The 19,131-nt window shown below is 74.7% G+C and carries 20 protein-coding genes; 18 read left to right on the top strand and 2 right to left on the bottom strand.

The genetic code is table 11. From position 1 onward, the window contains the following. Positions 1–196: 196 nt before the first annotated feature. The 16 genes from ACIQUQ_RS32275 to ACIQUQ_RS32200 all read left to right on the top strand — a co-directional run bounded on the left by ACIQUQ_RS32275 (position 197) and on the right by ACIQUQ_RS32200 (position 14,081). Positions 197–460: a hypothetical protein gene (locus tag ACIQUQ_RS32275; protein WP_403983162.1), complete on the top strand. Its 264-nt coding sequence runs from the start codon at positions 197–199 to the stop codon at positions 458–460. Positions 461–508: 48 nt separating this feature from the next. Further along, positions 509–1,495, top strand: coding sequence for an ABC transporter ATP-binding protein (locus ACIQUQ_RS32270; protein ID WP_403983159.1), 987 nt, complete (start codon positions 509–511; stop codon positions 1,493–1,495). Beyond that, complete coding sequence (locus tag ACIQUQ_RS32265) at positions 1,492–2,547, top strand: ABC transporter permease (RefSeq protein ID WP_403983157.1); 1,056 nt, start codon at positions 1,492–1,494, stop codon at positions 2,545–2,547. Before ACIQUQ_RS32270 ends, ACIQUQ_RS32265 begins: the two co-directional genes overlap by 4 nt. After that, positions 2,544–3,950, top strand: a complete 1,407-nt coding sequence (locus tag ACIQUQ_RS32260) for a YcaO-like family protein (RefSeq protein WP_403983155.1) — start codon at positions 2,544–2,546, stop codon at positions 3,948–3,950. Before ACIQUQ_RS32265 ends, ACIQUQ_RS32260 begins: the two co-directional genes overlap by 4 nt. A gap of 20 nt (positions 3,951–3,970) precedes the next feature. Further along, positions 3,971–4,621, top strand: coding sequence for a TOMM precursor leader peptide-binding protein (locus tag ACIQUQ_RS32255; RefSeq protein ID WP_403983153.1), 651 nt, complete (start codon positions 3,971–3,973; stop codon positions 4,619–4,621). Between the two features lie 67 nt (positions 4,622–4,688). Further along, positions 4,689–6,308, top strand: a complete 1,620-nt coding sequence (locus ACIQUQ_RS32250) for a tpaE (RefSeq protein WP_403983150.1) — start codon at positions 4,689–4,691, stop codon at positions 6,306–6,308. Next, positions 6,305–7,003: a nitroreductase family protein gene (locus ACIQUQ_RS32245; RefSeq protein WP_403983147.1), complete on the top strand. Its 699-nt coding sequence runs from the start codon at positions 6,305–6,307 to the stop codon at positions 7,001–7,003. The genes ACIQUQ_RS32250 and ACIQUQ_RS32245 overlap by 4 nt, the downstream gene beginning before the upstream one ends. 64 nt (positions 7,004–7,067) lie before the next feature. After that, entirely contained in the window at positions 7,068–7,232 is a 165-nt protein-coding gene (locus ACIQUQ_RS32240) for a thiocillin family RiPP (protein WP_399954728.1), read from the top strand. 53 nt (positions 7,233–7,285) lie between these two features. Further along, complete coding sequence (locus tag ACIQUQ_RS32235) at positions 7,286–7,453, top strand: thiocillin family RiPP (RefSeq protein WP_141302866.1); 168 nt, start codon at positions 7,286–7,288, stop codon at positions 7,451–7,453. Between the two features lie 50 nt (positions 7,454–7,503). Next, positions 7,504–7,689 (top strand): thiocillin family RiPP, encoded by a 186-nt coding sequence (locus tag ACIQUQ_RS32230; protein ID WP_150269307.1) that lies wholly within the window; start codon positions 7,504–7,506, stop codon positions 7,687–7,689. 69 nt (positions 7,690–7,758) lie between these two features. Further along, positions 7,759–7,938 (top strand): thiocillin family RiPP, encoded by a 180-nt coding sequence (locus ACIQUQ_RS32225; protein ID WP_185902699.1) that lies wholly within the window; start codon positions 7,759–7,761, stop codon positions 7,936–7,938. A 221-nt stretch (positions 7,939–8,159) separates the two neighbouring features. Next, positions 8,160–9,212 carry a PqqD family peptide modification chaperone gene (locus ACIQUQ_RS32220; protein ID WP_403983144.1) on the top strand — a complete coding sequence of 351 codons (1,053 nt, stop codon included), beginning with the start codon at positions 8,160–8,162 and terminating at the stop codon, positions 9,210–9,212. Beyond that, positions 9,209–11,659, top strand: coding sequence for a lantibiotic dehydratase (locus tag ACIQUQ_RS32215; protein WP_403983141.1), 2,451 nt, complete (start codon positions 9,209–9,211; stop codon positions 11,657–11,659). Before ACIQUQ_RS32220 ends, ACIQUQ_RS32215 begins: the two co-directional genes overlap by 4 nt. After that, on the top strand, positions 11,656–12,537 hold the full coding sequence (locus tag ACIQUQ_RS32210; protein ID WP_403983139.1) for a lantibiotic dehydratase C-terminal domain-containing protein: 882 nt from the start codon (positions 11,656–11,658) through the stop codon (positions 12,535–12,537). Before ACIQUQ_RS32215 ends, ACIQUQ_RS32210 begins: the two co-directional genes overlap by 4 nt. Positions 12,538–12,610: 73 nt before the next feature. Then, positions 12,611–12,922, top strand: coding sequence for a hypothetical protein (locus ACIQUQ_RS32205; RefSeq protein ID WP_403983136.1), 312 nt, complete (start codon positions 12,611–12,613; stop codon positions 12,920–12,922). Positions 12,923–13,088: 166 nt separating this feature from the next. Next, positions 13,089–14,081, top strand: a complete 993-nt coding sequence (locus tag ACIQUQ_RS32200; RefSeq protein ID WP_403983133.1) for a helix-turn-helix transcriptional regulator — start codon at positions 13,089–13,091, stop codon at positions 14,079–14,081. A gap of 15 nt (positions 14,082–14,096) precedes the next feature. Here ACIQUQ_RS32200 and ACIQUQ_RS32195 read toward each other — a convergent pair whose 3' ends face one another. Both ACIQUQ_RS32195 and ACIQUQ_RS32190 read right to left on the bottom strand, forming a co-directional pair. Further along, positions 14,097–14,720 (bottom strand): GPP34 family phosphoprotein, encoded by a 624-nt coding sequence (locus tag ACIQUQ_RS32195; protein WP_403983130.1) that lies wholly within the window; start codon positions 14,718–14,720, stop codon positions 14,097–14,099. Positions 14,721–14,949: 229 nt separating this feature from the next. Beyond that, the gene (locus tag ACIQUQ_RS32190; protein WP_399954752.1) at positions 14,950–16,035 is read right to left on the bottom strand and encodes a methyltransferase; all 1,086 of its coding nucleotides are present in this window, start codon (positions 16,033–16,035) and stop codon (positions 14,950–14,952) included. Positions 16,036–16,315: 280 nt separating this feature from the next. Between ACIQUQ_RS32190 and ACIQUQ_RS32185 the strand changes: the two genes are divergently transcribed. Next, complete coding sequence (locus ACIQUQ_RS32185) at positions 16,316–17,401, top strand: ScyD/ScyE family protein (protein ID WP_403983126.1); 1,086 nt, start codon at positions 16,316–16,318, stop codon at positions 17,399–17,401. A gap of 294 nt (positions 17,402–17,695) precedes the next feature. Further along, the gene (locus ACIQUQ_RS32180; protein WP_403983124.1) at positions 17,696–18,844 is read left to right on the top strand and encodes an inositol-3-phosphate synthase; all 1,149 of its coding nucleotides are present in this window, start codon (positions 17,696–17,698) and stop codon (positions 18,842–18,844) included. Positions 18,845–19,131: the final 287 nt, after the last annotated feature.

The following is a 19,131-nucleotide window of genomic DNA, read 5'->3' as shown; positions in this document are numbered from 1 at the left end:
TCCCCCAGGGCCCCCGGACCTCCGGTCCGGGGGCCCTTCGTCGTGCCTCTGGCCTGGGCATTCCGGGGGCGTCAGCTTGTTGCAGGCCCGGTGCAGCATGCTGACACCGACTTTCGGCCAGCAGCCCCCGTCCCGCTGGCATCGTCTTCCTCAGCGGAAACGCGAGTGAAAAAAGATGACGACTCAGGGGGACACAGTGGGGAACCGATTCGCTTCGGCAGCAGCCTGTCTGGCTCTTGCGATCGCCGGTCTCACCGCCACGGCGGGCAGCGCGGCAGCCGACGAGCAGGGCGACGCCCGGACCACCGTCCAGGTCTCCGCGCAGGACGCGGGCCACGCCGGCGCGGGGCAGCAGCAGCCGCCCGTACCGGGCGAGGTCACCGAGCTGATCTGCCGGATCCAGGCGAGCCTGCCGAACCCGGTCCTGCTCCCGCCCTGTCTGGTCAACGGCTGGCAGTAGTCCCCCTTTCCCCGACTGCCGATTGAAAGGGCGAGAAAAGAGATGGCCATGACCAGCCAGCTCCCCCGGGCCGCGGAGTTCCGGGGAAGTCCGGAACACGTACTCGAAGTGGCCGACCTGAGGGTGAGATACGCCGACGTCGAGGCGGTGGGGGGCATTTCGTTCTCCGTCGCCCCGGGCGAGATCTTCGGTCTCCTCGGCCGCAACGGAGCCGGCAAGACCAGCACCATCTCGGCCATCGCCGGACTGCGCCGCCCCGACGCGGGGCGGGTCCGCATCCTCGGTGAGGACGCGCTGGCCCGGCCCGACGTGCTGCGTGCCTCCCTCGCCCTCCAGCCCCAGCAGGCCAGCCTCTTCCCGCGGTTGAAGGTGCGGGAGACGCTGGAGACCTGGGCCGCGCTCTACCCCGCGCCGCGGGACGTGGACGCGCTGCTCGACGAGATCGGCCTGGCCGAGAAGGCCGGCGCGCGCTCCGCCCGGCTCTCCGGCGGCCAGCAGCAGAGGCTGCTGCTGGCCACGGCGCTGGTCGGCGACACACCCGTGGTCGTCCTGGACGAGCCCACCACCGGACTCGACCCGCACGCCCGGCACGCCGTCTGGGACCTGATCCGCAGGGCCCAGGCGGGCGGCACCACCTTCCTGCTCACCACGCACGCCATGGCCGAGGCCGAGGAGATGTGCGACCGGCTGGCCGTGATGCACGAAGGGCGGATGGTGGCGGCCGGCTCCCCCGCGGAGCTGATCGCCCGGCACGCCCCGGGCGGCGTCGTGTCCGTACGGACCGGGCAGGCCGGCCTCGCCGAGCGGGTGCGCGAGCGCTTCGGCGCGGCGGTGACCGCCGTCGAGTCGACCGGCCGCTCGGGCCGTATGCGGTTCGAGGTGACGGCGGACGAGCCGTACGCCACCGCCGCGTGGATCACGGGGATCGATGCCGCGGCCGATGTCCGGCCGCGCCCCGCGACCTTGGAGGACGTGTTCCTCCGCCTCACCGGAACCTCGCCGGAACCGGGACCGGAACAGGAGGAGAAGCGATGACCCCCGTCGGCCTCAGCGCACCACCCGTCTCGACGACGCGCCAGTGGAAGGCGCTCTCCCGGGCCATGACCCGGCAGCTGCTGCGCGATCCGGCGGCACTCTTCTTCAGCGTGGTCTTCCCGCTGCTGATGGCGGTGTTCTTCGTCGTCCTCATGCAGCTCACCTGGGTACGGGGCCCCTTCGACCTCGCCGTCGTCGGCCCCGCCGGCCAGGCGGCGGCCCTGCAGGAGGCACTGGGCGACGGCAGCACCGCCGTCGCCGTCGGCGAGGCGGCCCCGCAGCCCGACAAGGCGGCGGTGATCGTCCCGGACGCGGCCTCCCGCACCCTGCGGATGGCCGTGGACCCGGAGCAGCCCTCGGTGGTCGCCGCGGTGCGCGGCGCGCTGGACGCCGCCGGCTGGAAGGGCTGGGAGGTCACGGCCGTCGGCAGCGACGGCTCCGCCCTCTTCGATCCCATGGCCTTCGTCATCCCCGGCGTGCTCGCCTTCGCGCTGCTCTCGCTCGCCCTGACCGGTACCGCCTCCGCCCTCGTGGCGATGCGGGCCAGCGGCACCCTGCGGCTGCTGTCCACCACACCGGCCCGGCGGCCGGCCGTGCTCCTCTCGCTGCTCCCGGGCCGAGGGCTGCTGGCGCTGGCCGTACTGGCCCTGATGGGAACGGGTGCCGTCGCCGGCGGACTCCTGGAGCCCGCCTCGATGCTGCGGCTGCTGCTGACCACGGCCATCGGACTGGTGATGCTGCTCGCGCTGGGCTACCTGCTCGGCGGCCTGCTCTCCTCCCCCGAGGTGACCAACGCGATCTCCGGGCTGCTCACCCCGGTCCTCCTGATGAGCACCGGACTGCTCTTCCCCCTCGAACTCCTCCCCGACCCCGTGGCGGGGCCCCTCTCCTGGACCCCGCTCGCGATGTTCGGAGACGCCCTGCGCCACGACGTGGTCGGCGGGATCACCCGCCACGCCCTGTGGCTCGACTGGACAGTGATGGCGGCGACGGCCGCGGGGCTGACGGCCCTGGCGGCACGGACGTTCCGCTGGGACACGGAGCGTGCATGATGACGACGTACACGACGGCCGGCACCACGACCGGCGCCCGCACGGACCGGGACCACCCGCCCGTACCCGACTCGCTGCTGCGGATCGGCCAGCTCGCCTCCGCCTACGGCCTGGTGAACCGGGTGACCCGGCTCCCCGTCGCCGAGGGCGAACCGGACTTCCCCATCTTCACGGCCTCGCTCGGCAACCCCGGCGAAGTCCTCAGCGAACAGAGCGGCTGGGAGCACAACCCCAGCTCCGGGAACTTCGACGGAGCCGGCGGCGACCTCGACCCGGAGCGTGCCGCGCACCTCGCGGTCGCCGAATCGCTGGAACGTTACTCCTCCTGCGCCCGGGACCCCGAGCAGATCGTCTGGGCGACCGCGGCCGAACTCGGCGAGGACGCCATCCCCAGCGACCGCTGGCCCCGGTGCTCGCCCGCCGAGCTGGCCGACCCGCGCAGCGGGCTGGTCCCCACGGATCCCGACGGGCCCATGCGCTGGGTGCGGGGCTGGTCCTTCACCCGCAACCGTCCGGTGTACGTGCCGGCCATGCAGGTCTGGCTGAAGAACCCCGTGGAGTCCATGGCGGAGCGCTACGTCCACCCGGTCTCGACCGGCTGTGCCGCGCACTCCGACCCGGCCGCCGCCGTCGTCAACGGCATCCTGGAGATCGTCGAACGCGACGCCATCGCGCTCACCTGGCTCCAGCGGCTGCGGCTCCCCAGGCTGGAGTTCGACCCGGCCGAACTGGCCCCGGAGTACCGGGCCTTCGTCGAGCGGGGCAGCAGCGAACGGCTGCGCACCCACCTCTACGACGCCACCACCGACCTCGGCATCCCGGTGATCTACGGGGTGCAGCTCGCCGACGACGACCGGGTCATCGCCCAGCTCGTCGCGGCGACCGCGGAGCTGGACCCCGGGAAGGGGATCGCCAAGCTCTACCGGGAGGCCTCCTCCCTCCGGATCGCGCTGCGCCACATGGCGCGGGCCGCCGAGAAGGACGCCGCCACCGCCCCCGCGGCGGAGGAGGACATCGTCAGCGTCGTCGACGGCGCCCTGCTGTCCGGTCCGCTCTCCCAGCGGCACCGCTTCGACTTCCTGCTGGAGGGCGAGCGGCCGGTGCACGGACTGCGCGACCTTCCCCGGGCCCCGTCCGAGGAGCCGCTGCCCGCCCTGGCGTGGCTGCTGGAGCGGCTGCACGCCGCCGGCTGCGAGGTCGTCGCCGTCGACCTCACCACCGACGAGGCGGAGCAGGTCGGAGCGACCGTCGTACGGATGCTCATCCCCGAACTCATGCCGCTGTCCTTCGTCCACCGCGCCCGCTACCTGGCGCACCCGCGGCTCTACGCGGCCCCCGCCGCCATGGGCCACCCGGTGCGGGGCGAGGCCGACGTCAACCCTCACCCCCAGCCGTTCGCCTGATCGCGACAAGGAGTCCGAAGATGACCGATCCGCGCCTGCTGATCCTGACCGCGGGAGCGTTCGGCGCGGCCGTCGCCGAAGGACTGGCCGCTCGCCACCCCGGGGCGACCGTCCTCGACGTGAGCCAGGGCTCCCACCCCAGCCTGTGGCCCGACAGCGACCTGATCGTGCTGGCCACCGGCGAGGGCCGGGAGGTGCTGGCCGACATGGTGGACGCCAGCGCCCACGCGTGGAACCGGCCCTGGTTCCCCGTCCAGGCGGGCCCGCTCGACCTGCGGTGCGGACCGGTGGTCGTGCCCGGCCGCACCGCATGCCACCAGTGCTACACCCGCCGCCGCGCACAGCACACCGCCCCGACGGCGGACGGCCACCCGGCCGGGGCGGCCACGGCGCCCCCGGTCTCCGGATACGCGCCGCACCACGTCGCCATCGCGGTGGGCCTGGCGGAGCAGGCGGTGCACGAGGCCCTGGCCGAGCCCGGCGGGCCCGGCGCGGCCGAGGGCATCGGCGCCACCGTCCGCAGCTTCGGCCTGGTGGAGGGCGTCACCTCCGCGTCGGCGGTCGTCGCCGTCGACCGGTGCTCCCGGTGCCGGCCGGCCCGCAGCCCCGAGAGCCGCCTGGAGCGGTTCGAGGCACTCGCGGCGGAGCTCGCGGCCCTCCCCGGCCGGTGACCCCCCGCCGCGCAGGGCACGCCCCGTACCACCCGCAGTCACGTCCTGAACCGGAAAGGAGGCCTCGATGCCGGACCACTCTGTGATCACCGCCGAAGCCATGGCCTCGGCCGCCCTGAACGACCCGCAGTTCCACGTCCCGGCACGCCCCAGGCTCCGGCGCGGGCTCTCCCTGCACCACACGCCCGAGGCGCTCGTCGTCGAGGGGACCCCGAAGAAGCAGCTGCTGCGCGGCGCCGCCGCCCGGGACCTGCTGCCCCGCATGCTCCCGCTGCTCGACGGCAGCCGCGGCCACGAGGACGTGGCCGACGCCCTGGGGATACCGGCCGGCACCGTCTTCAAGGCCCTCTCCCTGCTGTGGACCTGCGGCCTGGTCGAGGAGGCCGCCTCCCCGGAGCGGGCGGCCCGCGCCGCCGACGTGCCCGGCCCCCTGGCCGACTTCCTCTCCCGCATCGGAGACTCCACCGGGGCCAACCACGCCTGGGAGGAGGCGCTGGACCGGCTGGCGCGGGCCCGCGTCGAGGTCTTCGGCGCCGGCCCCCTGGCCGACGCCGCCCGCCGCCACCTCGCCGACTCGCTCCTGGACACCGCAGCCGGGACCGGGACGGAACCCGCCCCCGGAACCACCCTCGCGGTCGCCGTCGGCCCGCACCCGGACGACTCGGCGGCACTCGCCGCCTCGTGCGCCCTGGCGGGCGTCCCGCTGGTCCGCCTCGCCCTCACCGGCCGTACCGCCCACCTCGGGCCGTACGTGGACCTGGCCTTCACCCCCTGCCTGGCCTGCCGCACGGCCGAGGACCCGGCGGACGACCGGGCCCCGCTGCCCGGCGACGCCGAACTCGCCGCCGCGCTCTTCGCCCGGGACGTGTTCGCGCTGCTCTCACGGAGCACGCCCGGCCCGCTGCCGTCCCAGTGGCGCACCGTCGACCTGGCGGACCTCTCCCAGCAGCGCCGCTCGGCCGCCACCCGGCCCGGCTGCCCGCACTGCTCGGTGGCCCCCGGCGACCCGGTCGCGCCGCCCCTGGCCGCGCGCTACGAGGCCGCGATCGCCTTCCCCCCGCGCGAGTACGCCGACGGCAAGGCCCACCAGGCCCACTACAAGCCCTCGAACATCGCCCTGCAGAACGACGAGAAGACCTGGCCCGTCGCGGCGCCGGTGCCCCTTCCCGACCCCCCGCTCGAATCGCTGAGGTCCGCGCGGCCCGCCCCGCTCGACGACCGCACCGCCTCCCTCCTGCTCGCCGTCACCGCCGGGCGCAGGGGCCTGCTGCCCGGCCGCGTGCAGCGCTGGACCGCCAGCGGCGGCAACATCGGCTCGGTCGTCGCCCACCTCGTGGTCCGCGACGTCCCCGGCCTGGAGCCCGGCCTCTACGGCTACGTGCCGTCCGCGCACCGGCTGGCCCGGCTCGCGGCCGACCCCGCCGCGGTACCCGGCACGGCACCGGCGACGGTCGTCCTCACCGGCGACTTCACCAAGGTCGCCAAGAAGTACGCCGCGTTCGCCCTGCGGATCGTCCTGCTCGACGCCGGCTGCGCCACCACCACGCTGCGCACCGCGGCGGGCGCGCTGGACCTGCCCTGCGTGATCCGCACCCGCTGGGACGACCTCGCCCTGGCATCGGCCCTCGGGATCGACCCCGACCTGGAGCCGGTCACCGCCGTCGTGGACCTGGGAGGAGCCCCGTGAGCACACCGCACGAACTGGCCATGGACGTACTGGCGTCCTTCCGCGAGCAGCGCGGCGGCGCCGGAACGGCACTCGCCGAGCGCCCCGCGCCGACGCCGGAGGCCATCGGACCGGCCGTCACCGTCGGCCCGTACACCCCGCCGACCGCGCCGCACGACCTGCTGACCACCCTGGAGCACCGGCGCTCGCTGCGCGGCTTCTCGCCGGACCCGCTGCCGGCCGGCCTGCTGGCCGACATCATGGCCCGCGCCCTGGCAGCGGACCCGGACGAGGACGCCGCCGACCACCCGCTGGAACTCACCGTCGTCGCCAACCGGCTGACCGGGGTCACCCCCGCCATCCACCGCTTCGACGCCGCGGCCCGCTCCTTCACCCCGGTGATGGAGCTGCCGACCGGAGCGGCCCGCTACGGGCTCACGCTGCAGCCGGAGTTCTCCGACGCCGCCGCGATCGTCTCCGTCGGAGTGGGACTGGACGCCGCGGTGGAGCGCCACGGCGGGCACGGCTACCGGCTGCAGATGACCCGCGCCGGCTCCACCGCGTACGCGATGTGGCTGGACGGCGTCGCCCACGGCCTGGTCGGCAGCGTCTTCGCCGGCTTCATCCCGGCCGCCGTGCGCGGCCCGCTGCTCAGCGACGGAACCACCCGCCAGCAGGTCTTCGCGCTGGCCCTGGGCCTGCCGCCGGCCCCCTGAGACTTCCGCCCCGACCCGGGGCGGTGACCCCGAACCGACCCACGACACACAGGAGGTGCCTCCCATGGAGGACATCGAGCTGTACGCCGTCGACACGGAGGAACTGGCGATCGAGGAGCTGCCCGAGGGCAACGCCCTCGCGAGCTGGGCGTCCGCCGGATCCGCCTCGACCGCGTCCTGCCCCGCGACGTCCGCGTCGTCCGTCAGCAGCGCTTCCACCTACGGGTGATCCGCGGTTCCCACCGCCCACCGCGCACCGTGCCCCCGAAGGAGGTGAACACCATGGAGAACAACCTCGAGCTCTACGTCATCGACGGTGACGAGCTGGCCATCGAGGAGCTTCCGGAGGGCAACGCCCTCGGCTGCTTCTTCTGCGCCGGCTCCGCCTCGACCGCGTCCTGCCCCGGTACGTCCGCGGCCACCGCGTCGTCCGCGTCCACCATCGGCTGATCCCGGTCGCATCCGGCCGGAACCACCCCAGAAAAGGAAGGAAGTTTCCCGTGCAGAACTTCGACGACCTCGAACTCGACCTGTCCGCCGACGAGCTGGCCTCGGACGCGCTGGGCCTGGAGCCCCTGAAGGAGGGCGTCGCCCTCGGTACCTGGGCGACCGCCGGCACCGCCTCGTCGGCCTCGTGCCCGACGAGCACCGCCTCGTCGTCCGCCAGCGCCTCCAGCTTCGGCTAGAGCGCCCGGCACCCCCCGTACGACCCGATTCACCTGCACAGGCAGGTGACAGGAAGGAAGTGGAACGCCATGAACGAGAACCTCGACACCGAGCTCGAGCTCTGGTCCGAGTCCCTTGACCTGGAGGTCCTCCAGGACGCCGTCAGCCCCGGCTTCACCACCGCGTTCTGCGGTGCCTGCGCCGGCTCCGCCAGCTGCCCCGTCGGCTGTGTCGGCTCGATGAGCAGCGTCTCCAGCCAGGGCGGCTGATCAGCCCGGCGAATCCCTGGGCTCCGGGGTGGTCGTAGTACCCCGGGGCCCAGGGTCCCCAGTCCGGTCCGCTTGATCCGAACCGGACTGAACCCCACCAGATTAAAGCCAGGCGACCCGGTACCGGTAGCGGGCCGGGACGCCGTCGCGGAGGGAGGAACCGCGCCGTGGACGTGTGCACTGCACCCAAACTCCGGGAGGATCTGGAGATCATCCGGGGGATGGACGACCACCCCCTGGTGTTCGACCCGCAGGGAGGGACCTACCACCGGCTGACGAAATCGGCGGCGGCCCTGCTGCGGCAGTTCGACGGAACGCGCTCGATGGACGAGCTCTCGGCCCTGATGGCCGAGCGACGCGGAGTGGCCGCCGAGGGCGTGCGCCGCGAACTCGACACCTTCGTACAGGACCTGACGCGCAGCGGCCTGCTGGTCGGGACGGAGGCCGAGCGCCCCGTCAAGAAGCGCGCCGGCGGCCGCTTCGGCACCAACATGCTGATGCCCCGCTTCGTCGTGACCCGTTCGCTCCCGGCCGTCCTGGAGCCCGCCGCCCGGCTGCTCCGCCGCATTCCGGCCCGGCTCTCGGCCGGCGTCTTCGCCGCCGGTGGTGTGCTCGGCATCCTGCTCGGCCTGTACACGGTCCTGACGTCGGCGCCGCCGGCCGAGGACCTGCTGGGCACCGGCACCCTGATCGCCATCGCCCTGATGCTCTTCCAGATCCTCGTGCACGAGAGCGCGCACGCGATGGTCTGCCAGGTCCTCAAGGTCCCGGTGCGGGGCCTCGGAGTGGCTCTGCTCTTCTACTTCATGCCGCTCGCCTACGTCGACCGCACCGACGCCTACCGGGTCCGCTCCCGCGGCGGCCGGGTCCTGCTGGCCCTCGCCGGACCACTCAGCGACGGCTGGTTCACCGGCGCCGCCGCCCTGCTCGTGCTCACCACGGACGGGCCGGTCGCCCAGGTGGCCGGGGCGCTGCTGCTGTTCCAGATGCTCAACCTGGTCACGAACATCAACCCGATGCTGCCGAGCGACGGTTACGCCGCGATCGAGGCGGGCTTCGGCCTCGTCGACGCCCGGGGCCGCGCCTTCGCCCTGCTGAAGCACCACCTGCTGGGCCGCGCCCTGCCGGGCTTCCTGGAGCGGATGCCCGCCCGAAGCCGCCGGCTGCACCTCGTGTACGGGCTCGTGTGCAGCGTCTACACCGTCGCCCTCGGCTACTTCGTCGTCCAGTCCCTGATCTGGTCGTTCGCCCTCGTCGGGCGGTCGATGCCATGACCTCCCCCGAGATCTCCGGGCCGCTGCTCACCCGGGTCGGCGGCCTGCCCACCGAAGCCCTGGAGCTCACCGGCCGGGGCACGCGGCGGGCCGTCGGCGAGGCCGCCGACGCCCACGCCGCGCTGGAGGGCCTCCGGCCCGCGCTGGAGGACGTCTGCTTCTCGCTGGTCCCGCTGCTGGACGACGAGGTGCCGCTGCGCCGACAGGTGCTCGCCGCCAAGCGTGCCGTGCACCGCCTCCGGGCCCTGCCGTGGGGGGACGAACTGCCGCCGCGGATCGCCGGGCTCACCGGGACCACGGCCTTCGCCGCATGGCAGACCGCCGTCCGGCTGCGCGACGAGACCACCCGGCGGCTGGAAGCCCTGCTGGCCGAGGACCGCTCGGCGGCCCCGGCCGCGCTCGCCGGCCACCTCGCCGACACCGGCTTCGCCCACGCCGCCGCGCTGGCCGCCCCCGACTGGCTGCGGCACGGCCGTCCGCGCCGCCGCCCTTCCGAGACCCGCAACCTGCGCACCCTGTACTCGTACGTGTCCAGGGCCGCCGTGAAGACCAGCCCGTTCTCCACGCTCACGACCGTGGGCGAGGGCGGCCAGACCGGCAGCACCGGGCAGGAATCCCCCGCCGCCCACAGCTACGCGGCCACCCCCCTCGCCCACCTGGCCCTGCGCTGCCTGGCCCGCGAGGCCGGCACCGCCGGTCTGCTGCGCTACCGGCTCGCGCCGGTCCGGCCCGGTGGGCCCGACGCCCCGGGCGGCCTCGTCCTGCTTCCCGAGCCCGTCGCCGACGGCGGTCTGGCCTGGCGGCTCGACCGGGTGGTGGAGGCCGACCACGCGGCGCCCTGGCTCTCCGGCTTCGCCGCCGACGCCGAACACTCCCTGGAGGGGCTGCTGTCCGGACTCGGCGGACCGGAGCCCTTCCGGCGCTTCCGCCGGCTGCTGGACACCGGGCTGATCACGCCCGTACCGCCCTGGCGGCGCGGCGGCGACCCGGTCGGTGCCGTGGCGGAACTGCTCGCGGACCGTCCGGGCGACGGGATCGCGGCCGAGCTGCGCGACCTGCGCGAAGCCGCCGCCGGCCTCGCCGCCGCCGCGGAGGAGGAGCGGGCCGAGACCGTCACCCGGGCGCGCCGCACGGCCGGGCGCTGGGCCGGGCGGGCCGGACTCGACCGGTTCGCCTCCGGCGAGCTGCTCTACGAGGACGTCCGGAGCGGCCTGTCCCTGCCCGACGTGCTGAGCGTGCCGCAGGTCCGCGCCGACCTGACCGAACTGGGCCGCCGCATGCGCCCGTACCTCTTCCGCTCGCACCTGTACGACGTGCTCGTGGACCGTTTCACCGCGGCGTACGGACCCGGCGGGACCTGCACCGACGTGCTCGGCTTCCTGATGCGCGTCGCCGTCGACGGAGACGCGCAGCCCGACCTCGACCAGGCCGCCGTCGCCGACCGCGCCGAGCGGGGGACCCCGGGGGAGCGGGCCTGGCTGCCGGTCGGACCCACCAGTGCGCCGCCCGGCGCGGCCGTGCTGTTCCAGCTCGCGGCCGGCAGTCACCGGGCGGTGCAGGACGGCGACTACGAGATGGTCGTCAACCAGTTCAACCCCGGCACCGGCGGGCTCGTCACACGCTTCGGACGGCTCCTCGGCGAGGGCTTCCGGGAACGGCTGCGCGAGCACGTCCGGGCCTGCTGGCCCGGACGCGCCTGCCGCGAACTCGTCCTGTGGACGGAGGTCAACACCGCCCAGTCGCGGTCGGCCGGACTGCTGCCGCCCCTGCTGCTGCCCGGCGAAACTCCGGCGGCCGACGGGCTGGACCTCACCGACACCGTCCTCACCCACGACCCAGGCCAGGGCACGCTCGCCCTGCGCGACCGCACGGGTGAGGCGGTGGGGCTGGCCTACCTCGGGCTCGTCCCGCCACACCTCTTCCCGCCGTTCGCCCGGCTGCTGGCGGTGCTCGCCGACCCGTGGGTCAACGGGTCACCCCACTCGGACTACGTCCTGCCGTTCGCGCTCCAGGAGGAGCGGCGCGACGAGGTCGTGCCGCTGCCGCGCTCCGCCTTCGGCCGGGTCACCGTCAACCGGGCCTCCTGGGTCGTACCGGCTGCGGAACTCCCGCTGCCGCGGCCGGGCGAGAGCGACGCCGGGACGGCCCTGCGCGCCGAGGCGTTCCGGCGGGCGCACGGGATGCCGGAGGAGGTCTTCTGCCACCGGCTCACCGGTTTCGGCCCGGGTGAACAGGGCACCGACCGCAAACCCCTGTGGGTCTCGCTCACCTCGCCGCTCTCGCTGTCGGTGCTCGCCCAGTGGGCCGGCACGGACGGCGGCCACCTGCGCCTGGTCGAGGCGCTGCCGACCCGGTCGGACCATCCCCTGCGGGACGGGGCGGGCGGCACCCGGGCCGCCGAGCACATCTCGATGCTGCGCTGGCGGCGACCGGAGGAGGAGTCATGAGCGTGTCGGTTCCCGAGCGGGACTGGTGGTACGTACGGGTCTATCCGGGCGGTCCCGGCCGCATGGACGCGGCGGTCCGCACCCTCGTGCCGTGGCTGGCCGCGCAGGCCGGGCGGCTGGGCAGCGAGGAGTGGTTCTTCATCCGGTACTGGGACGCCACCGGCCACCACCTGCGGCTGCGGCTGCGCGCCGGGGCGGCGGAGGTGGACGCGCTGGACGCCGTCGCCCGCGAGGAGCTGACCGGTCTGCTGGACACGCTGGAGGAGCGCCCCGAGGACGGCGTCGGCCTGCTGCCCGGCGCCCTGCCGCCCGGCTCGCCGGCCCGCGGGGTGGTGCCGTCGCTGTACGCACCCGAGCTGGCCAAGTACGGCGGCCCGGAGGGCGTGGCCGTCGCCGAACGCATCTTCCACCTGGACAGCGCGTTCTGCGCGGCACTCGACCTCGCCGCCCTGCCCCGGCGCTACGAGCGGGCCGCGCACGCGGTCCACTTCGCCCGTGCCCTCACCGCCCGGGTGCTGACGGAGGAGGAGCGTGACGTCTTCTGGGTCCACCACCGGACCCGGTGGGGCTGGCAGTTGCGCCTGGCCGCCGCCGGCGAGCAGCTGCGGCCGCTGCTGGGCGGCGTCTCGGCCGGCGTGCGGGAGCAGGGCGCTCCGGCGCCGGGCGCGCGGGCTCGCCTCGAAGCGCACGCCGACGCGCTGGCCGAACTCGTCCTGCAGGCGCCCGGGCCGCGTCCGCACCAGCTGCTCCACCACCTGCACATGGTGATGAACCGGCTGGGCTTCCCCCCGGGCGAGGAGGCGGCACTCGGAATGCTGGCCGCGCAGCCCGTCAGGAGTCCTGCGGCCGCCGCTCGCGCCGATGCAGTGCCCGCGTGAGGGCCTGGCCCCTCCGCCCACGTGCGTACCCGTGAACCCGTTGTCCCGACAGAAAGACCGAGGCGAACCCGCAATGAACCGATCGATGCTGCGCGCCCTGCCCGGTGCCGTCCTGGCCGGTGCCGCCCTGACCGCCGCGTTCGCCCTGGGCGCGCCCCAGGCCTTCGCCGCACCCGGCGGTGCCCCGGCGGTCCGGGGGGACGAGCCCGCCCGGAGCCAGGTCCTGGGCCTGCCCAGGGACTACGTCCGACAGGGGTTCTCCGGTCTGCCGGCCGGCTGCGAGGCGGAGGGCCGGGCCGGCGTCGCGGACGGAAGGTGGAGCGCCTACCTCTGCCACCGCGACCTCCCCTTCTCCGCCTTCGTGAACCTCTATGTGAAGAACTGAGGGCGGGCCGGACGCGCGGCGTCATGATCAAGCCACATTTCGATCATGGAGCCGCGCGTTCGCGTTACCCGGGCGTTACGATGCACCCCACCATCCGGACGCGCGGCCGCAACCGTCTGACCAGCGAGCGCGGCGCGGCGTCCACAAGGGCTTGGGGGTGCTCGAGATGGTCTCAACAAGCATGCGCGTGCTTGGCCTTTCCGACCTGGAGGAGGGCGTCTACCGTCATTTCCTGCGCAATCCGGACACCACCGACGGAGGTATCCACCTGCTGCTGCGTGCGGACCGCGAGGCCGTGGCCCGTGCCCAGGCGCTCCTCTGCGAGCTCGGGCTGCTGTACCCGACCGACCGGGAGACGCTGATTCCGGCCGATCCGGCGATCGCCGTGGACCGCCTCACCGACCTGCGGCTGCGCCAACTGCACCAGGAGCTGCAGGAGGTCACGCGCTCCCGGCACCTGGTGGCTGAGCTGCGCGAGGAGCAGTCTCCGACGCTCGCCTCGCAGCAGTCCGTCGAGCGGATCGAGGAGGTGGCGAAGATCCGCAGCAGGATCGACGACCTCGCCTTCTTCGCCCGCGAGGAGATCCTGTCCGTCGAGCCGTACACGGCACTCACGCCCGAGAACATCGAACACTCGCGCCCGCTGGACATGCGCTGCCTGCGGCGGGGCGTCCGGATCCGCAGCGTGGTGCTCAAAGAAGCCCTGACGGACCCACTGACCGTCGGCTACCTGCGCGAACTCATCGCCAGGGGGGCGCAGATCCGGGCCGCGGACGACATCTCGGAGCGGATGCTCGTATACGACCGGCGCACCGCCCTGGTGCCGATCGACCCCGAGGACACCTCGCGGGGAGCCCTGGTGGCGCAGGAGACCGGACTGGTCTCCAGCATCCTCGCGCTGTTCGAGAAGATCTGGGGCCAGGCCACCGACCTGTCGTCGATCATCGCGGACGCGGACGACGTCCCCGACGGGCCGGCCGACACCGAACGCGAGGTCCTGAGGTCCATGTGCCACGTGGGCAAGGACGAGATCGGAGCCCGGCAGCTGGGGATGTCGGTGCGCACCTACCGGCGCCACGTGGCCGACCTGCTGCGCGTCCTGGGTGCGTCCAGCCGTCCGCACGCCGCCCTGCTGGCGCGCGAACGTGGCTGGATCTGACGCTCTACGGCGCCACTACGCCGAGGAGGCCGCGCCCTGGAGGTCCTGGACCGCCCGCTGCACGGCGGCGGACACCGGGGCGGCGTCCGCCGACAGGACCGCCAGCCGGTCCTTCAGCGCGCGGCGCCGGTCGGCGGGCAGCGCCGTGGCCAGCTGACCGCCGGCGTGCGCGATGCCCGCCAGGTGCGCCGCCCGGGCGCGGCCGCCGGCCGCGCCCTCGGCGGCGGCGACCACCGCCGCCCGCACCTCGCGGGCGGCGGCGAGGCCGTCCGGGGTGAGCCCGGCCCGGTCCAGGGGGAAGACACCGAAGACCCGGCTGGAGCTCTGCTCCACCAGACCGTCCTTCTCCAGGCCGCGCAGCACCTCGCGGATCGACTCACGGCCGTCCTTGCGGACCCAGTGCAGCCACTTCCTGTCCGGCTCCGCCGCGATCCGCTGCCACACCTGCCGCAGCACGGCGTCCTGCGGGGCCCCGCCCGCGGTCCGGGCCGTGCCCGCCTGGTCCGCCAGGGCGCCGGAGTCGAGCAACTCGGCGAGCAGCGCACCGCGCACCGCGGGCGCCAGCGCCTGCCGTACGGGAAGCTTGCCGCCCTCCGCGTCGAAGGCGAGCAGAACCATCTCGTCCGCCAGGGTCCTCACACCACGTTCCTCTCGTCCGCGCCGCACCTCGGTCACCGACCGCGCCGGGGGATGAGCAACGCGGCGCGGAGGCATCAGAGTTCAGCCTCCTGCCACGATGATCCTATCCACCCGGCTCCGGCGGTCCGCCGAGCACCGCACCATCCGGCCAACGGGGCGACACGCACGTGGAAGGCCCCGGCCCCGCGTCAGGGGGACGCGGAACCGGGGCCCGTTCAGGGGCGGTCCGTCAGACCGCGACGGCCTCCACGACCGAGACGGCCGCGGCCGTCTCTACGACCCGCTCCAGCTTGAAGCCGGCCTTGGCCACCAGCTCCGCGTACTGCGACCGGGTGCGCTCCTTGCCGCCGACGAGCAGCAGCAGCCACAGGTCGACGAGCTTGCCGGAGTGCGGCTCGTCGCCCTCCTCCGGGACCACCATCTCCACCAGCAGCAGCTTGCCGCCCGGCTTGATCGCGGCGCGCACGTTCCTGAGGATCTGCAGCGCCTGCTCCTCCGGCCAGTCGTGCACGATGTGCTTGAGGACGTACGCGTCCGCGCCCGACGGCATCGGCTCGAACAGGTCGCCGTCGGCCAGGGTCACGCGGTCGGCGACGCCCTGCGACGCGAGGAACTCCGCCGCGCCGTTCCCGGCGACGCGCGGGTCCGAGAGGATGCCCTTGGTGTCCGGCGCGCTGTTGAGGATGCCGGCCAGCAGGGCGCCGTTGGCCCCACAGAAGTCCAGCACCGTGCCGAACTGCGAGAAGTCGTACGCGGCCACGACCGGCGCGGTCTCGGTGGCGGACATGTTCCCCATGCCGCCGATGAACACGGCACCGTACTCCGGGTTCTGCATGAGGTACTCGAAGGCGCCCATGCCGCGCCGCTTCGGCAGGCTCGGCTCGCCGGTCCGCACCGCGTCCAGGAAGCCGTTCCAGTCGTCCCAGTGCGTCGGGTGGCCCATCAGCACGCAGAGGTCGCGCATGGTCACCGGGTGGTCGGCGCGCAGCGCGTCGGCCATGGGCGTCAGCGCCCAGCGGCCGTCGTCCTGACGCGTGAACACGCCCTGGGAGGCGAGCAGACGCAGCACCCGGCCCAGCGCCCCGGCGTCCGCACCGACCTCCGCCGCCAGGTCCTCGATCGCCCGCGGACCGGCCTGCAGGGCCTCGGCCACGCGCAGTTCGGCGGCGGCGTACAGGGCCTGGGTCACCATGGAGCCCATGGCCAGCTCGAGCAGGGCGAACGGGGGCGGGGCCAGCTCCCGGACCTGCTTCTGCAGATCCGCCCGGGTCTTCTCCGCGGCGCGGACGACTTCGGGGGGCGGCAAAGCGGGCATGTCTTTCCTCCAGGGCAGGAAGCGCGAGTTCTGTCCCAACCGCCGGAAGGGACCCGTCGCGCCACGGTAAGGAAAAGCGATGGACCCGCCCTGGAATGCGGCTCGGGCGCACGTGGAGCCGGGCCTGCGGCTCGTGCGCCCCTGGAGTCCCGCTCGCTTTTCCGTCGCCCGGGGAATTCGCCCGGTTCTGCGGCCCGAATTTCTTGCCTAATGTGGCGCAGGTTTCGAGCCTGCTCCCGAGGAATAGGGGGGAGCGCGCGACACACGGCGAGGGAGAGAAATGATTTCAGGCAAGTACGGGAAGAAGGCGGTCCTCGCGGCGGCCGCCGCGGCCGTCGCCGCCGCCCCGCTGATCGCCGCTCCGGCGCACGCGGAGGGCACCCCCGAGGCGACCGTCGAGGTCATCGCCACCGGCCTGGCCAACCCGCGCGACATCACCTACACCTGGGACGGCTCCCTGCTCGTCGCCGAGTCCGGCGCGGGCAGGCCGGGCTGCGCCGTGGGCGAGAAGTGCGTGGGCGCCACCGGCGGCATCTACAAGGTCAAGGGCGGCTACAAGGGCCGCGTCGTGTCGGGCCTCGCCTCCGTCGCCGTGGGTGCCGCCCCCGGCACGCCCGTCATCGCCACCGGCCCGGTCCAGGCCGTGCCCGACCCGGCCGGCGGCTACACCGTCCTGAGCGGCCTCGGCGGCACCAACGAGTCGCGAGCCGCGCTCGGCGCCGGCTCGAACACCCTGGGCACCCTGTTCCGCACGCGCGACGGCAAGGTCCTCGCGGACCTGGTCGACCACGAGACCCGGCTGAACCCCGACGGCGGCGACGTCCACGCCAACCCGTGGGCCTTCGTCCGCAGCGGCCCGGACTACCTCTTCACCGACGCGGGCAGCAACACGGTCGTGCGGGCCAAGCGCGACGGCACCACCTCCACCGCGTACGTGTGGCCGAAGGCCGAGGTCAACGGCCAGAGCGTCGAGGGCGTCCCCACCGGCATCGCCAGGGACGCGTGGACCGGCACGGTCTACGTCGCCGACATGCCCGGCATGCGCCCGGGGGCCGCCCGCATCTTCAGGATCGAGCCGGGCCGGCAGCCGGAGCTGCTCGTCACCGGGCTCACCAACCTGATCGACCTCGAGGTCACCCCGGACGGCAACCTGCTCGCGCTGTCCTACACCCGCGGCTTCGGGCCGACCGGGCCGACGCCGGGCTACCTCGCCAAGATAGACGTGGACACCAGGCAGGTCACCGAGATCAACACCGGCGACCAGCTCACCACGCCGACCGGCCTCGAGGTCGACCCCTGGGGCCGTACCTACGTCACCGTCAACTCCACGGGCGGCGACGGCAAGCTGGTGCGCGTGCGCCACTGACGGTGCGCCCGGCCGCCCCTCCGGGCGCGCGGCACGACGGCCCCGCCGGTCCTCGGACCGGCGGGGCCGTCGGCCGTTCGGGACGCTTGCGCCGGCCCGCAGGGGGCTGTGCGGGGCGTCGTACGCGGGGCGTGCGGGCCGTCGTACGGGTGCCGTACGCGGTGACGGTCGGCTCCCGGCCGGGAACGGCTCGGCGGCCGCTCGACTCGGGCCGGAGACGCGCCCGTTCGGGACGGGGCAATCGGCATCCTTGCCCTGGCATCCCCGTACGACGTCCGTCCCTGGAGGCTGTCCGTGTCCCTTCACGCCGAGACCCCCGTTGCCGGTGCCCGGACCGGTGTGTGGCTGGTCGGGGCCCGCGGCTCCGTCGCCACCACGGTCGTGGCGGGCTGCGCCGCCGTCGCCGCCGGGCTGGTGGCGCCCACCGGCCTGGTCACCGAGACCGAAGCCTTCGCCCGGGCCGGCCTGCCGCCGCTGCCCTCCCTGGTCTTCGGCGGCCACGACGTCGTGACCACCCCGCTGCCCAAGCGCGCCGAGGAGCTCGCCGGGCAGGGCGTGCTGCCGCACTGGCTGCCCGATGCGGTGTGCACCGAACTGGCCGCCGCCGACGAACGCATCCGCCCCGGCGGGCCGGTGCCGGGCGACGAGCGCGACTGCGAGACGCTGATCAAGTCCTTCGCCCGGGACATCCGCGAGTTCGCCCGCGAGACGGGGGCCGCACGGGTCGTCGTGGTGAACGTCGCCACCACCGAGCCGGTCGCGGACGAGGAGGTCCTGCCGGCCAGCACCAAGTACGCGGCCGCCGCGCTGCAGGCCGGCTGCGGCTACGTGAACTTCACGCCCTCGGTGGGCATGCACCACCCGGTGCTCGCCGACGCCGCGCTTTCCTCCGCCCTGCCCTACACCGGGCGCGACGGCAAGACCGGGCAGACGCTCCTGCGGGCCGTGCTCGCGCCGATGTTCCACCAGCGGGCCCTGGAGGTCCGGGCCTGGTCCGGCACGAACCTGCTGGGCGGCGGCGACGGGGCGGCGCTGGCGGACCCGGCCGCGGCGGCCGCGAAGAACGCCGGCAAGGAGCGGGTGCTCGCCGACAACCTCGGCACCGCGCCGGAGGGCCGGGTGCACATCGACGACGTGCCGGCGCTGGGCGACTGGAAGACCGCCTGGGACCACGTGGCCTTCGACGGGTTCCTCGGGACCCGGATGGTGCTCCAGACGATCTGGCAGGGCTGCGACTCGGCGCTCGCCGCGCCGCTGGTGCTGGACCTGGCACGGCTGGTGGCCCGCGCCCACGAGCTCGGGCTGTCGGGCCCGCGCCCCGAACTCGGCTTCTACTTCAAGGACCCGGACGGCCGCTCCGCGGCCGCCCTGGCGGAGCAGTACGCGGCCCTGCTGGGCTTCGCCGAGCGCCTGGCGCGCGTCCCCGCGGAGGTCCGGCGATGACCGCCCCCACCCCCGCCCGCCAGGGCGGCGCGCGGCTGAGCGTGGCCGGGTCCGGCGGTCCGGCGGGGCCGGGCGGGGCGCGCGAGCAGGTGCGGGCGTGGGCCGAGCTCCTGGGGTTCGGGCAGGCCGCGGGGGGGGGGGGGGGCCGGGGCCCGCCCCCCCCCCCCCCCCCCCCCCCCCCCGCCCCCCCCGCCCCCCCCCCCCCCCCCCCCCCCCCCCCCCCCCCCCCCCCCCCGCCCCCCCCCCCCCCCCCCCCCCCCCCCCCCCCCCCCCCCCCCCCCCCCCCC

Origin of the sequence: Streptomyces sp. NPDC101118, assembly GCF_044759445.1 — a bacterium.
Taxonomy (GTDB): domain Bacteria; phylum Actinomycetota; class Actinomycetes; order Streptomycetales; family Streptomycetaceae; genus Streptomyces.
Note: the sequence above shows the minus strand (reverse complement) of the source record. Positions and strands in the feature narration are given on the sequence as shown.

Excerpts from the sequence above, each read along its gene's own strand:
- ACIQUQ_RS32190 (WP_399954752.1), bottom strand. The coding sequence starts at position 16,035 with ATGCCCGCTTTGCCGCCCCCCGAAGTCGTCCGCGCCGCGGAGAAGACC.
- ACIQUQ_RS32240 (WP_399954728.1), top strand. The coding sequence starts at position 7,068 with ATGGAGGACATCGAGCTGTACGCCGTCGACACGGAGGAACTGGCGATC.
- ACIQUQ_RS32210 (WP_403983139.1), top strand. The coding sequence starts at position 11,656 with ATGAGCGTGTCGGTTCCCGAGCGGGACTGGTGGTACGTACGGGTCTAT.
- ACIQUQ_RS32260 (WP_403983155.1), top strand. The coding sequence starts at position 2,544 with ATGATGACGACGTACACGACGGCCGGCACCACGACCGGCGCCCGCACG.
- ACIQUQ_RS32215 (WP_403983141.1), top strand. The coding sequence starts at position 9,209 with ATGACCTCCCCCGAGATCTCCGGGCCGCTGCTCACCCGGGTCGGCGGC.
- ACIQUQ_RS32225 (WP_185902699.1), top strand. The coding sequence starts at position 7,759 with ATGAACGAGAACCTCGACACCGAGCTCGAGCTCTGGTCCGAGTCCCTT.
- ACIQUQ_RS32185 (WP_403983126.1), top strand. The coding sequence starts at position 16,316 with ATGATTTCAGGCAAGTACGGGAAGAAGGCGGTCCTCGCGGCGGCCGCC.
- ACIQUQ_RS32200 (WP_403983133.1), top strand. The coding sequence starts at position 13,089 with ATGGTCTCAACAAGCATGCGCGTGCTTGGCCTTTCCGACCTGGAGGAG.
- ACIQUQ_RS32205 (WP_403983136.1), top strand. The coding sequence starts at position 12,611 with ATGAACCGATCGATGCTGCGCGCCCTGCCCGGTGCCGTCCTGGCCGGT.
- ACIQUQ_RS32265 (WP_403983157.1), top strand. The coding sequence starts at position 1,492 with ATGACCCCCGTCGGCCTCAGCGCACCACCCGTCTCGACGACGCGCCAG.
- ACIQUQ_RS32235 (WP_141302866.1), top strand. The coding sequence starts at position 7,286 with ATGGAGAACAACCTCGAGCTCTACGTCATCGACGGTGACGAGCTGGCC.
- ACIQUQ_RS32255 (WP_403983153.1), top strand. The coding sequence starts at position 3,971 with ATGACCGATCCGCGCCTGCTGATCCTGACCGCGGGAGCGTTCGGCGCG.
- ACIQUQ_RS32220 (WP_403983144.1), top strand. The coding sequence starts at position 8,160 with ATGGACGACCACCCCCTGGTGTTCGACCCGCAGGGAGGGACCTACCAC.
- ACIQUQ_RS32250 (WP_403983150.1), top strand. The coding sequence starts at position 4,689 with ATGCCGGACCACTCTGTGATCACCGCCGAAGCCATGGCCTCGGCCGCC.
- ACIQUQ_RS32270 (WP_403983159.1), top strand. The coding sequence starts at position 509 with ATGACCAGCCAGCTCCCCCGGGCCGCGGAGTTCCGGGGAAGTCCGGAA.